The organism is Sporosarcina sp. UB5 (assembly GCF_050859005.1).
Lineage (GTDB): Bacteria > Bacillota > Bacilli > Bacillales_A > Planococcaceae > Sporosarcina.
The window spans coordinates 164,237-176,810 of the sequence record NZ_CP125984.1 but is presented as its reverse complement, the minus strand read 5'-3'; the positions used below and the strand labels follow the sequence as shown (position 1 = coordinate 176,810).

13 protein-coding genes and 1 pseudogene are annotated in these 12,574 nt (G+C 38.3%); 10 read left to right on the top strand and 4 right to left on the bottom strand.

Annotated elements, in window-relative coordinates; genetic code table 11:
• Positions 1-85: 85 nt before the first annotated feature.
• Both QM454_RS01065 and sstT read left to right on the top strand, forming a co-directional pair.
• The gene (locus QM454_RS01065) at positions 86-526 is read left to right on the top strand and encodes an NUDIX domain-containing protein (RefSeq protein WP_432360470.1); all 441 of its coding nucleotides are present in this window, start codon (positions 86-88) and stop codon (positions 524-526) included.
• Between the two features lie 262 nt (positions 527-788).
• Positions 789-2,030, top strand: coding sequence for a serine/threonine transporter SstT (sstT, locus tag QM454_RS01060; RefSeq protein ID WP_432360467.1), 1,242 nt, complete (start codon positions 789-791; stop codon positions 2,028-2,030).
• A 98-nt stretch (positions 2,031-2,128) separates the two neighbouring features.
• Here sstT and QM454_RS01055 read toward each other — a convergent pair whose 3' ends face one another.
• Positions 2,129-2,893 (bottom strand): NRDE family protein, encoded by a 765-nt coding sequence (locus QM454_RS01055; RefSeq protein WP_432360464.1) that lies wholly within the window; start codon positions 2,891-2,893, stop codon positions 2,129-2,131.
• Between the two features lie 176 nt (positions 2,894-3,069).
• Here QM454_RS01055 and QM454_RS01050 point away from each other — a divergent pair, with 176 nt between their 5' ends.
• The 5 genes and pseudogenes from QM454_RS01050 to QM454_RS01030 form a co-directional block, all read left to right on the top strand.
• Positions 3,070-3,723 carry a uridine kinase family protein gene (locus QM454_RS01050; protein ID WP_432363817.1) on the top strand — a complete coding sequence of 218 codons (654 nt, stop codon included), beginning with the start codon at positions 3,070-3,072 and terminating at the stop codon, positions 3,721-3,723.
• Between the two features lie 57 nt (positions 3,724-3,780).
• Positions 3,781-4,347: a histidine phosphatase family protein gene (locus tag QM454_RS01045; protein WP_432360461.1), complete on the top strand. Its 567-nt coding sequence runs from the start codon at positions 3,781-3,783 to the stop codon at positions 4,345-4,347.
• Positions 4,348-4,392: 45 nt separating this feature from the next.
• Positions 4,393-4,869, top strand: coding sequence for a GNAT family N-acetyltransferase (locus QM454_RS01040; protein ID WP_432360458.1), 477 nt, complete (start codon positions 4,393-4,395; stop codon positions 4,867-4,869).
• 84 nt (positions 4,870-4,953) lie between these two features.
• On the top strand, positions 4,954-5,616 hold the full coding sequence (locus QM454_RS01035; RefSeq protein WP_432360455.1) for a DUF4085 family protein: 663 nt from the start codon (positions 4,954-4,956) through the stop codon (positions 5,614-5,616).
• 87 nt (positions 5,617-5,703) lie between these two features.
• Positions 5,704-5,973, top strand: a pseudogene (locus tag QM454_RS01030) (phosphate-starvation-inducible protein PsiE); the annotation flags it as partial.
• A 130-nt stretch (positions 5,974-6,103) separates the two neighbouring features.
• On the opposite strand, the gene QM454_RS01025 reads toward QM454_RS01030, so the two are convergent.
• A complete protein-coding gene (locus tag QM454_RS01025; RefSeq protein WP_432360452.1) occupies positions 6,104-7,489 on the bottom strand; it encodes a Mur ligase family protein in 1,386 nt (461 codons plus the stop codon).
• A gap of 254 nt (positions 7,490-7,743) precedes the next feature.
• Between QM454_RS01025 and QM454_RS01020 the strand changes: the two genes are divergently transcribed.
• From QM454_RS01020 to QM454_RS01010, 3 genes are all read left to right on the top strand, one after another.
• Positions 7,744-8,688, top strand: a complete 945-nt coding sequence (locus tag QM454_RS01020) for a nucleoside hydrolase (RefSeq protein WP_432360450.1) — start codon at positions 7,744-7,746, stop codon at positions 8,686-8,688.
• Between the two features lie 177 nt (positions 8,689-8,865).
• Positions 8,866-9,078 (top strand): YuzF family protein, encoded by a 213-nt coding sequence (locus tag QM454_RS01015; protein WP_432360447.1) that lies wholly within the window; start codon positions 8,866-8,868, stop codon positions 9,076-9,078.
• A gap of 62 nt (positions 9,079-9,140) precedes the next feature.
• The gene (locus QM454_RS01010) at positions 9,141-10,031 is read left to right on the top strand and encodes a manganese catalase family protein (protein WP_432360444.1); all 891 of its coding nucleotides are present in this window, start codon (positions 9,141-9,143) and stop codon (positions 10,029-10,031) included.
• A 96-nt stretch (positions 10,032-10,127) separates the two neighbouring features.
• Here the strand turns inward: QM454_RS01010 and istB are convergent, their stop codons facing one another.
• Together istB and istA are read right to left on the bottom strand one after the other, a co-directional pair.
• On the bottom strand, positions 10,128-10,853 hold the full coding sequence (gene istB, locus QM454_RS01005; RefSeq protein ID WP_432358809.1) for an IS21-like element helper ATPase IstB: 726 nt from the start codon (positions 10,851-10,853) through the stop codon (positions 10,128-10,130).
• The gene (istA, locus tag QM454_RS01000) at positions 10,850-12,304 is read right to left on the bottom strand and encodes an IS21 family transposase (RefSeq protein WP_432358807.1); all 1,455 of its coding nucleotides are present in this window, start codon (positions 12,302-12,304) and stop codon (positions 10,850-10,852) included. The genes istB and istA overlap by 4 nt, the downstream gene beginning before the upstream one ends.
• Positions 12,305-12,574: the final 270 nt, after the last annotated feature.

The window sequence follows — 12,574 nt, the reverse complement described above, 5'->3', positions numbered from 1 at the left end:
TATACTAGTTATTAGATAGTTATTAATTTTCAATAATAGCGTTATGCCGCGATCGGGCAATTTTCTTGAAGAAAGGAATTTTAATTTGAAAAAAATTGATGATTTAAAAGCTGGAGTTGCTGTAATTATATTGAACGAAGAGAATGAAGTTTTATTGCAAAAAAGAGCTGATGTAGGTTTGTGGGGAATTCCATCAGGACATGTGGAAATTGGTGAAACAGTGTCTGAAGCTGTCATGAGAGAAGTAAAAGAAGAGACTAATTTAGATATAAAAATTAAAAAGCTGATTGGTGTTTATTCCGATCCTGATTCACAAGTTTTCAATTATCCAAATGGCAAGGTAGTGCATTTTATAACGACTTGTTTTCTTGCTGAAATTACAGGCGGGGAACTTATATGTAATTCAGATGAATCGCTTGAAATTAATTTTTTTGGTCAGGACAACTTACCAAAAGATTTGTTAACAATGCACCCTCAATGGTTAGAGGATGCTCTATCAAACAAGGAAGCGGCATTTATTCGCTGACTACTATTCTAAAAAAGGAGCCCAATTCTGTAGCAAGAATTGGGCTCCTTTTTTATATTCATTCAAATATAAAAGTTATGGAGAGATGTTAGCATAGTGATCTAATTTCGTGAACTTGTCCCAACTAAAGAAAAATATTTTTAAAAAGGTACTTCTCAATTCTAAAAAGATTGTGCTAAAATGAAAAACATCAGTCTGCTCTAACACAGAGAAGTGATTGTGTATGTGTGTTATAAATCAGGAGATTTCGGAGGGTAGACGAATGAAAAATGTAGTTTCTAAATGGAATCAAGTGAGTCTAGTAAAAAGGATTGTTATAGGGATTATTGTCGGAATAATCTTAGCTTTAACCGTTCCCAATGCGGCAAGTGGGGTCACCATTCTAGGTTCTTTATTTGTCGGCGCATTAAAAGCAGTTGCACCGGTATTAGTATTTTTCTTAGTCATGCACGCGATTGCTGCACATAAGAGTGGCACGAAAACGAACATGAAATCCATTATTGGCCTGTATGCAATCAGTACATTACTAGCTGGGGTTGTCGCTGTAATTGCAAGCTTTATGTTCCCAATCACTCTTACACTGGTAACAGGAGTAGAAGACCTGTCTCCTCCAGAAGGTATTGTTGAAGTTCTTCAAACATTGCTATTTAACTTAGTTGCGAACCCAATTGATGCATTAATCAGTGCCAACTATTTAGGTATATTAATGTGGGCTGTCGTTTTGGGACTTGCATTAAAAAATGCAAAACAAAGTACGAAAGATTTGTTAGGAAGTTTTTCGGATGCGATTACGAAAGTAGTACAATGGGTCATTAACTTAGCGCCGTTTGGTATTATGGGTCTTGTTTTTAGCTCGATTGTAACGACTGGTTTTTCTTCTTTACAAGTTTATGGTAAATTACTATTAATTTTAGTAGGGTGCATGTTGTTAATCGCCCTTGTCGTGAATCCGTTAATTGTCTATGCATATACGCGTAAAAATCCATATCCACTCGTATTCATGGTGTTAAGAGAAAGTGGGCTAACAGCATTCTTTACACGTAGTTCAGCTGCAAATATTCCAGTGAATATGAAAATAGCTGAGAAACTTGGTTTAGATGAGAATACGTATGGTGTGTCAATTCCATTAGGTGCTACGATTAATATGGCTGGTGCAGCCGTTACAATTGCTGTACTAACTCTTGCAACAACCCATACGCTTGGGATTGAAGTTGACATTCTGACTGCGATTCTGCTTTCTGTTGTAGCAGCTCTTTCTGCATCAGGTGCATCAGGCGTTGCAGGCGGATCACTTTTACTTATTCCGCTCGCATGTAGTTTATTTGGAGTTCCAAATGATATTGCAATGCAAGTAGTTGGTGTTGGCTTTATCATCGGTGTTGTTCAAGACTCTTGTGAAACTGCGTTGAACTCATCTTCTGACGTCTTGTTCACAGCTACGGCTGAATATGCTCAAGAACGTAAAGAAGGTAAAGAGATTTCTATGCCAACTTGGAAATCTTAATAAATGTAAGATAAGAAGCTAAAAGCCACGATTACTGAAGATGATTCAGTAATTGTGGCTTTTTCTTTGTGTAAGGAAAGTTTGTCATATAAGAAATTTCACTCCATCCGAAATGTGAATGAACGGTCTTCCGCAACCCCTCCATTGTTATACGTCCGTTCTACGAAGGTAATGTTATTCTCCTGATCGATGAGCAGGACTGTCGAGGAGCGGGTGCCGTACCCTTCCGATTTAATGAAAAGTGATGATAGCACCCGTTCCCATTGCTCACCGACTCCCGAATTAGGAAGCTGCTCGTCCGGGAACGGTTCGGCATCCTGTAGGACATCGAACAATTCGTCTGGCTGGATGATGCGGTTTTGTTCAACGAGCTTCCGGACACCCATTTTGCCTTGAACTACCTTCGGCCACGCCGTGTCTAGAAGATGGTTGGACAGCCCGTGTGTACCAGGCGAAATCTTCTTTACTTCATTTTCGATATTCGAGTAATAGAACAACTCATCCGCCGTACCGGCAATTATATTGAATCCCGCATAGTCCATTCGTTTCTGTTGCACCGTTTTCATAAATTCAGCGGCTGATACATCGGAATCGAGAAAATCTGTCACGATTTCACCTCGCGACCGGACGTCCTTCTTCTGTTCAGAAGCATCCCTGTAATTGGTCAGTGCAGCAAAACGACCGTTTTTCGTAATGCCGAGCCATGTCCCGTGTTGAGATAAATCCCTGCCTGCCAACAGATGCGGTTTGTCCTCCCAAAAATGTGCCGGAGCAGTCGGGCGCTCATAAAACTCATCCCGGTTCGCTGCCACGATCAATCGGTAGATCGGATGGTCTTGGATATGAAAATTAATCAAACACATGACAACATCACTTCTCCTTTCCCAAATCACTAGGTCATTCATATTAGAGATTGAAAGTGTTATACTCATTATAAGACATTTAGTAATTTTCAATAATAATATTGTGATGCAAACGGGCCGGATTGTCGAAAAAGCGTTGAGGATATCTGTAATTGCAAAAAATATGGGAGAGAATTATGGACAGAATATTACATGGGTTAGCCAATTTGATAAACAATAAAGATCAAATAGTAATCATTGGAATTTCAGGTCATGGTGCTTCTGGAAAAACAACATTTGCAAATAAACTTGTAAACATATTGGGACAAAAAGACATTAATTTTATTAATACTGATCCATATATTATTGGCTCAAATCTGAGGAAGTACACTGTATTAGATTACGAATATAACAACGAAAAACATCAATTTAATATGACAGCATGCCATCCTGCAGCTCATAATTTGTCTGCTTTAGAGAGAGACATCAATATGATTAGGGGTGGTTTAGATATATATACTATTGGCACTCATTATAGGGAGAGCACACTAATTTCTTCCCGGAATAAGGTGACAATTGTAGAGGGTATGAGTGTTGCTTTTATGAATCCGGAGTTGCTTGATTTATCGGTTTATTTATACACCGATGGAGAAACCGAGTTAAATAGAAGAGGAATTCGAGATGTCTCCGAAAGAGGAGTAGACCTTCATTATTTAAACCAATCTCATGAAGAACGTAGAATTCAATATGATTTATTCATGCATCCTTATCATAAGAATTTTGATGTTGTTTTAAAAAATTCTAATGAAGAGTTTCTTCTAGAAAAAGATGACCTAAAAATACTGACATAGTTTATAGAATATGTTTTGCAATGGAGTCTGATGGTTAAGAGGTAGGAGGGGGCAATATTGAATACGAGTATTTATATGATAAGACACGCAGAATCACCATTTGTATTTGGGCAGGAACGAACGAGAAAACTATCTCCACAAGGTGAAGAAGAGGCAAGAAAAGTAACGGCTCTACTAAATAATAAGGAAATTGATTTGATTGTTTCAAGCCCGTATACAAGAGCGATCCAAACCATTGAAGGGATTTCCAATGCCAAAAACATTGAGGTAAAAGTGTTTGAAGAATTAAGGGAAAGACAGTTAAAGGGTGCTTATAAATTACCAGAAGAAGAAATACAACAGGCAATAAAAAAGTCCTTTGAGGATAGTGATTATAAATTATCAGGAGGAGAATCAGTAAAAGACGTCCAAAAACGAGCTTTACCTGTCATCAAAGATCTTTTAGTTAAATATGCAGGTAAGACGATTGTCATTGGTACTCATGGAAACGTTATGACCGTTATTATGAATTATTTTAATAACGAATTTGGATATGCTTTTTGGCTAAAAACTTCTAAACCTGATATTTATAAATTGATATTTTCAGGAGAAACCCTTCATTCAGTACAAAGAGTGTGGGAATAACTGAGAGAGATTATCTTGAGTAAGAACCAAGGAGGAACCATATCTATGGGAAAACTTGATTATGTTCAGTTAAAACATTTTTCAAATGACTATTTAGAGGCATTAGAAACTTTTGAGCTTCCTAGTGAACAAGAGCAGTTTACTTCATTACCAAGCGAGGTTTTAAATGTAACAGAAGGTGAACATCGGATTGTTATATTAGATGAGAATGAGCCTGTAGGTTTCTTTTTATTACATTTAAATGAACGTATAAAGGAGTATTCAGATAATCATAATGCTTTGTTGTTAACTGCCTTATCTGTCAACCATAAGAAGCAGGGAAAAGGCTATGCTAAACGGGGTATGCTCTTACTGAGTAATTTTGTTAAAACTGAATTTCCCAACTGTGACGAAATTGTATTAGCTGTTAATCATAAAAATCTCCCTGCTCAGCAACTGTACTTAATGGTAGGTTTTAAAGACACGGGCAGAAGAAAAATTGGCCGTATTGGTGAACAGTTTATTATGAGCTTATCGTTGTGAAACTATATTAACTATTTGGCGACACTGTAGAGTAAACGGTTACGCCCATGTCATCCAAAACGGTTATATTGTAGGAGTTATCATATGAAATATTACACAAAAGAACGGTATGAAGAAATGCAGGTACGCGGATTTTTAGTATTTCCTCCTTCTAAAGAGGAATGGGTTGAAATAGTAAAGTCATATTACGACATGGGAATTGACTATATAGAAAACATTAAATCGGAATTGGAATATCGAAAAAAAGATTTATTGAAGTACCTTCCAGAATCAGTTCACAGTTCTATCCATGAAAAAACTTTAATGACCGAGTATCCTTCTGATGAAATCCTAAACATACTAAATCGATGTTGTGAAGATTACGATACCAAATCACAACGTATTTTGAACGAATCAAGAAAAAGCTATGAATCCATAAAAAATAAGCTCCCAAAAAGTATTATTCACTTATTTGAGAACTCATTACATGACGCTCGTGTAATTTCTTTTGAATACGAATCAGAAAAGCAGGAATGTATTTTGGCATTAAAACATCACCAAGACGGTAAATATGTAAAAGTAGGATTAATATTCACGGGTGTAAAAGACTTGAAATTGGAAGGAAACATTAAAGAAGAGTCGTTATGGCTTTATGAAGAAATTTACTTAGGGGACAGTGAGCATTTTGAATTGCATGTACTATTGGATTATCCATTAACAGAGCTCTGCATTAAGGCTCAGGATTTGAAGTTTACAGTATTGACGTAAGATGAATTTATGGACAGTAGCACTGGTAAGAAGCACAACCACCCCCCCGCTCTGACTAAGTGTAGGTGGTTACTTTATTTTAAAACTTACTTGGTGAATATACTAATCTTCTTTTTATATTTTGAGTTTATCGCGATGATTGTTAAATACTTTAAAGAAGAATGTCATTTCCCGCATCGTTATATTATTTATATCGGGATTACTGCAATGGTACGATTATTCATTGTTGATCACGGTCATCCCATCCATACATTAATCTATACTTTTGTCATTCTGCTTTTAATTATCGGGTATTTTATTATCAATAAGACGCCGCGTGATCGTCCAGATAGTAAGTTGTATTTTAAAGAGCGATAATGTCTATTGTTGAAATCAAGATTGTTCGCCAAGGTAGAGGATAAAAATGAAACAGCCCGAGGTCGATGCGTGATAATCCGCAAAGATTCTCAGGCTGTTTGTATGGAATAGATCCCTGTTGATAGTTATCTCATTTGGGCCTTAGGCGCTTTACCTTTTTCTTTACATTAATTATCGAGTGATCCGATGCGGAACATTTGATAAGTAATATACTTTTTTCGTCCAACATCTTTTCCAATAATGGGTATACACCATGTATGTCAGGAAAGGAGTGTACTTCACCCTTCAGACCTGTTTTTACTGCTTGTTTTGCCATCTCGGTAGCCATTGAGCCAACTGTAATTAATACGTCAACGCCATTTTTAGCAATCATTTCTCCTGTTTCTTTGTGTATATCCAAACTGAGTTCACCTAATGCATTAATCTCACCAATTAGGGCGATTTTTTTCCTTCCACGAGCGATCCCATTCAACACTCGAAATGCAGCCTTTAGGGAAATTGGATTTGAATTCCACGTATCATCCACGATAATGCATCCTCCCAAACCCTTGCTACATTCAAGATGGGCGGGCAAGTTTCGAAATGACAGTATACGTTTTGTGGATTTTTCAATACTAATTCCCATTTCATATGCTGCCGCAAAGGCAGCTAGTACATTTGAAATTTGATGCACCCCATATCCAGGTACGAAAACTGAATACGTTTTACTTCGAAACGTAAGTGCAAACTTCATGCCATTATAGCCGTATTGGATCTTCGATGCTTTGAAATTTGCATGATGAGTAATTCCAAAAGTGAGTACCTTCCCTTGGAAACCATCTAACTTAATTTTTCTCGTATTCGCATCATCTGCATTAATGATAAGTGTCCCTTTCTGGCTTAACGCTTGAACCATTTCCGCCTTCGCTTGAAAATAAGCTTCGGGTGTCTTACATCCATCAAGATGTGTAACGCCTATGTTTGTAATAATTCCGATTGTCGGCTTAAAGTAGCGAGAAGCGGAAAGAACATCACCAGGTGCACCTACAGCTGTTTCAAACACAGCAGCATCTGTGTTTGATTCAATGGAAAGTAAATAGGTGAGATGGTGCGTCCTTGAGTTTGCAGAGGTTTTCGTGCCTGTGACGTTACGATCAAAACTAAGTATATGTTTAATCATGTCCTTTGTTGTGGTTTTTCCACTTGTGCCAGTCACAGCAACAACAGGAATAGAAAATTGATTTCGATAAGAACTAACGAACCTCCAAAATGATCGCTCTATATCTTGAACTTTGATAACAGTGCACTTTTCAATAGCTTTTAATTTGTCGTACACTGTATCTGTTACGATTACGCAAGGAGTTGAATTGGAAATAACGTCCCAATTAATATGGCTTTTCTCTCGCAAGAAAAGCAGCTTACCTTGTCCCAATTTCCGTTGGTGATAAGTAATATCGTTAACTAAGAATTCATCAGAACCTTGAATAAGTTGTCCGTTTATTCTATTGCGAATCTCTTTCACTGACATTGTTCTCATATGAAAGCTACCTCCAACTGCTTGATAGTTTATCGTACGCTATATGTAGTTCCATAACTTGTACATAAGACCCTGTTTCCACGTTTATTTTTCAAGTAGCCATGTCAACGCCGTGAGGTATAGTAGAAATTGGAGAAAAGTGGACAAGTGGTTTGAATAGACGTGGTTCGAATTCTTTTTTAATATTAATCATGGAGATCTAATTGTAATAAATTTAGATACTCGTTCACACTATGTTCTTTCGGAGGTTTACTATGAGAAAAAGAAATATTTGGTTGGACTGTGATCCAGGAATAGATGATGCAGTAGCTATCGCCTTGGCAGCTGCAAGTCAGGATAAACTGAAAATCCATGGAATTTCAACCGTAGCCGGAAATCAAACGAGCGAACGAGTGACGGATAACGCTCTTAAATTAACGATGTTTTTAGGGCTGAATGAAGTTCCAGTCGTTAGAGGCGCAAGAGGACCTCTCGTACGTAAAATGGAACTTGCAGATCATGTTCACGGAAAAACGGGTTTGGGTAACTATGAATTGCCTGAGACAACGAAGAAACTTACTTCAGAAAATGGCATTCAATATATGTGGGAATATATTATGCAACTTCCCGATAACGAAAAGATTACACTTGTGGCGACTGGTCCACTAACTAATATTGCTCTACTTTTCAAAGTGTTCCCGGACGTTCTAGAAAAGGTTGAAGAGGTAGTAATAATGGGCGGTTCATCTGTAGGTGGAAACGTGACTCCAACAGCAGAATTCAATGCCTGGGCAGACCCAGAGGCAGCAAAAATTGTCTACAATACCGGTGTTTCGATTGTAATGTGCGGGCTTGATGTGACGAATCAATGTGGTCTGAATCGCAAACAAGTGAATATGTTGTTGAACAGCGATCGTACAGTTGAACATGCGTATGGAGAAATGCTTACATTTTACTTTGACTCTCCTGCATATGAAAACAGTGAAATCGTTTGTATTCATGATGCCGTAACAGTGCTGTATCTTACGAATCGAGAACTGTTTCAAGGGACATATGTTACGGTCGATGTTGACTGCACGGCGGATATTAATCGGGGCATGACAGTCTGCGATATGAGAAAAAATATTAATCACGAAAATTGTAATGTTCTTTTGCTCAATCAGGTGGACTTGCCAGCGCTTCAGGATGCCATAATGGAGAAATTCAATTATTTTCAGTGATCGGAAAGAAAATAGCGACAAAAGCATTACAAAAACGGCTTCGAACAATAAGCAATATGTTCGGAGCCATTTTTTTGTGGAGAATCACTCCATCCGGAATGTGAATGAATAGTCTTCATATTTTTTCATCGCATTGCATACATTGCTATGGATTCGAGAAAAGGGGAGTGTTGAGTAATGAATGGTTGGAATCTTCGTGATCCATATGTTTATGAGGCTCTAACTCAAATGCAAAATCAGTCCATTTCAGTTCAGACGACACGCGGCTCTGTACGAGGTGTATTACGAATGGTTATGCCGGATCATATCGTTGTTCATATGGGGGGGACGCCATTTTATATTCGTACAGAACAGATAATTTGGGTTCATCCAGCCGCGATGAAGGAATAGGCCAAGCTTTATCCAACATATAGTGCCAATGGTTATCATTTATGGATGGAGGCATAAAGCTCATGATTAAACGTGTCAATCGAATGGCCATTGATCTTCCTATTCCTGCCCATGGCGATATGAATGCCGCAGCAGCTGTTCAAGAATTAATGGGTGGTAAATTCGGTGAAATGTCTACCTTAAACAATTACATGTTTCAGTCCTTTAACTTTCGTGCGAAAAAAAAGTTTAAACCGTTTTATGATTTAGTTGCGAGTATTACGGCCGAAGAATTTGGTCATGTTGAGCTAGTAGCGAATACTATTAATCTGCTCTCTGTCGGCAATACGGGTCCGGGTGATCCTGACACTGCACCGCTGCAAAATGGAAAGGACGCTCGTTATTCATTACATTTTACGACTACTGCCCAAACAGCGTACCCAGGAGATGGGATGGGGAGACCGTGGAATGGCACATTCGTCAATAATTCTGGTGTACTCGTTGAAGATCTCCTTGCCAATTATATGTTGGAAATTGGTGCAAGAACCCATAAGATGAGGGTTTACGAAATGACTACCCATCCAACTGCTTTAACAATGATTGGCTACTTACTTGTAAGAGGCGGTACCCACATCCTTGCTTATGCAAAAGCAATTGAAATGGCTACAGGAGTAGACGTAGGGAAGATGCTTCCTGTACCTAGTTTGGATAATACTAAATTTGACTACGCAAAAGGATTTATAAATCAAGGATTAAATAATGTGTTATATACATGGGGAGAGCCGGAGTATCGGGACATCAATCAAATTTGGAAAGGACCAAATCCTGAAACTGGTGAACAGCTGAGAGTAATTGATGGAATGCCTAAAGGTGCACCTATACCTGATCTCCCAGAACTTCCAGAACAATTTGCTCCAGGGATTGATCTTGATGATTACAATCGTATTTTAAAACGATTACAGAGTAATATGTAATAAAAAAATACGAGGAGTTACGGAATGTGTTTTGCAAGATAAAAGTGCAGAAGAATGCAAAGAAAAATACACAAGCTTGCCAGCCTTCGATTTAGTTTATTTTTGTCGTGATAAAGCGTTGGTCACCCTAAAACTATCTCCCGTAAAATTCAATATATGGGCATGATGGATCACTCGATCGACTAAAGCGGCAGTCAATCTAGAGTCGCTAAACACGCGGTTCCATTGACTAAATTCCAGATTGGAAGTGATGATCAAACTTTTTTGTTCGTACCAGTCAGAGATGAGTTGGAAAAGGAGCTCTGCTCCCTCCTTGTTAAAAGGAACATAACCCATCTCATCCAATATGATCAGATCAACACTTTTAAAACGACTTCTGAACTGTACCAACTTTCCCTCTTGCCATGCTTTCTCTAACGCCTCAGCCAAGTCTGACACCCTATAAAAACGGACCTCTAGTCCTTGCTTACAGGCCTCGTAACCAAGACCCGTTGCTAAATGAGTCTTGCCTGTGCCAGGAGCACCGGTTAAAATCACATTTTCTTTGCGCCCGATAAAATTCAGTGTACAAAGTTCGTGCGAATCAATGTGAGAAGGAAAATGGATCTTCTCATTCCATTGAAACGATGAAAGTGACTTCTTCTGTAGAAACTTCGCCTTTTTTATTAATCGTTCAGCCTTCGTTTCTTCCCGTAGCTGTAGCTCTTTCCGAAATAAATCTTCCAGAAATTGAACTGAATTCTCATAAGCTATATCCGAATAAATATCATTGACGTGGGCTAGTCGCAAGACCTTGCACATTGTTTTCAAATCCGCCGTCACTGTATCTCACCTTCAATCTTTGGGCCAACCTGAAGTTGATCATATTTATTCCAATCAACATCATAAGGGTGTGCTACCGGCTCTTTTAAAGAGTCCGATTGTCCATTTATTAGCTCATAGAACTCCTCATTAATTTCATTCATGTCGTGGGTGGCTAGTAGCGCTAGAATCCAGTTTAGACGCTCTTTGCGAATCATTAGATTCGAGATATTTATGTATTCATATATACGGCCTGGTAGATAGGCTGAAAAACGAGAATAGATTGCTGCTCGCGGCTTGCTTAACCATGATGTTAAGATAGCTTTCCATGGAATCTCACGATTCTTATGCATATAAGGTCGATGATCCTCATACAAGATTTCTCCGTGAGGAGATAGTACCTTGAATCGATCCCAATACTTTATGACAGACAGACTTGGATAGTTATAAGCTTTCGGTACATATACTTTCACTTTATCCAAAGTGATTTCTCCATACTTGTTCGCTTTCGCTTTTTCTTCTTTGAAGACTGGATAATCTTCTTCAGGTAACGCTAAGAGATATTGATGTTCTTCCTCAAGTAGTTCTTGTAACGGAACTTGCTTTTTATAATGAACGCGCTCCCGATCCACAGTTAGCTGCTGTTCAAGTATCTTTGTTAAGTGTTCCAAGTCTTCTATGACGGGCGCTGGAGTTATAAAGTTATATCGAACGTACCCAACTTTATTTTCCACATTTCCTTTTTCATTTCCTGAATACGGATTACATGCTTGAGGTTCGAAGCCATAATGATTGGCAAATTGCAGGAATTCATCTGTGAAAACAGCCTCTTCATTTCGGTTCCTTGGTTTAACGACAGCCGTCTTCATGTTGTCAATACGAATCTTCCTCGGTATGCCCCCTAGTTGATTGAATATCCTTTTCATCCCATGTAATAGGCACTCTTGATTTTCTCCTGGTAATGGAATGGCGTAAGCGCTGTTGCTGAAGGGGAGGGACATGACTAAACAATGAACGTCTCTATATTTCCCATCCTGTACGGCTTGCATTAATCCAAAATCCAATTGCGCTTCAGCAGGTGGATGAATTAGTCTCTCGAAGTTTTTATCTTTTGTTTCATCTTCAATATCTTCCCTTCCTTCACGCCAGTCCTTAATGAAATATGAAACGGTCCTGTAGGACCCCTTGAACCCTAGCTTTTGTAAGTCAGAAAAGATTCCTTTGTTTGTCCTTCTGTCCTTCTTCTTTAGTTTTTGATCCTCCCAAAGCCAATCTCCAACAATTTCTCCCCACTTTTCCGTGTACATCATTCCGGATTTTTTTCTTTCCTTTTCTTTCGGCAGTTGATCACCATCTGCGTACTTTTTAGCCGTTCTCCAATTGATTCCTAAAGTCTTTGATATGTGATTTATAGAAAATGATTTCTGATTCCTCATCAGTTTGATACAATTAATTTCAGGCATTGTCAGCATTTCCTTTCAACCTCCACTGCATTTGATTCGACACCAATACAGTAGAGAGATTTTGGAAGGCTGGCAAGCCTTTTTTTATTGAAACTTCAGTTGCAACGTTATGTACTTTTTCTTTTCAAAACTATGTACTTCTATTTTGCACTACACACGGAACCAGCTTTTCAATACAATTTCGAATTGTATTGGAAACCTGGTTCCGTTTTTTTGAGATTCAAAGTGTTATACTTGTTGGAAGATGTTTAAAAAATTTGACTACTATTGTTATGCCGC

Excerpts from the sequence above, each read along its gene's own strand:
- sstT (WP_432360467.1), top strand. The coding sequence starts at position 789 with ATGAAAAATGTAGTTTCTAAATGGAATCAAGTGAGTCTAGTAAAAAGG.
- QM454_RS01055 (WP_432360464.1), bottom strand. The coding sequence starts at position 2,893 with ATGTGTTTGATTAATTTTCATATCCAAGACCATCCGATCTACCGATTG.
- QM454_RS01050 (WP_432363817.1), top strand. The coding sequence starts at position 3,070 with ATGGACAGAATATTACATGGGTTAGCCAATTTGATAAACAATAAAGAT.
- QM454_RS01040 (WP_432360458.1), top strand. The coding sequence starts at position 4,393 with ATGGGAAAACTTGATTATGTTCAGTTAAAACATTTTTCAAATGACTAT.
- QM454_RS01035 (WP_432360455.1), top strand. The coding sequence starts at position 4,954 with ATGAAATATTACACAAAAGAACGGTATGAAGAAATGCAGGTACGCGGA.
- QM454_RS01025 (WP_432360452.1), bottom strand. The coding sequence starts at position 7,489 with ATGAGAACAATGTCAGTGAAAGAGATTCGCAATAGAATAAACGGACAA.
- QM454_RS01020 (WP_432360450.1), top strand. The coding sequence starts at position 7,744 with ATGAGAAAAAGAAATATTTGGTTGGACTGTGATCCAGGAATAGATGAT.
- QM454_RS01015 (WP_432360447.1), top strand. The coding sequence starts at position 8,866 with ATGAATGGTTGGAATCTTCGTGATCCATATGTTTATGAGGCTCTAACT.
- QM454_RS01010 (WP_432360444.1), top strand. The coding sequence starts at position 9,141 with ATGATTAAACGTGTCAATCGAATGGCCATTGATCTTCCTATTCCTGCC.
- istA (WP_432358807.1), bottom strand. The coding sequence starts at position 12,304 with ATGCTGACAATGCCTGAAATTAATTGTATCAAACTGATGAGGAATCAG.